1 tRNA gene is annotated in these 231 nt (G+C 42.4%); it reads left to right on the plus strand.

Annotation, left to right across the window (positions count from 1 at the left end):
• A tRNA-Asp gene (locus QOS10_RS09660) sits at nt 1–75 on the plus strand.
• The last annotated feature ends 156 nt before the right edge of the window (nt 76–231 follow it).

The raw sequence follows: 231 nt of genomic DNA on the forward strand, positions 1-231 counted from the left end.
GGTCCGTTGGTCTAGTTGGTTTAGGACGCATCCCTGTCACGGATGAGATCACGAGTTCGAGTCTCGTACGGACCGTCAGTGAGTCAAGTGTTGTTGCACTTGGCTTTTTTTTGTTTGCTTGAAAAATAAAAAAACGATCAAATTAGTTGACCGTTTTTGGCTCTTTGTCAATCGGTAAGGATGAAGAGATTTTTGAGAACTAGACTAAGCCACTTTGGCTTTTGGTCTAGT

Origin of the sequence: Limosilactobacillus galli (assembly GCF_947381495.1) — a bacterium.
Lineage (GTDB): Bacteria > Bacillota > Bacilli > Lactobacillales > Lactobacillaceae > Limosilactobacillus > Limosilactobacillus galli.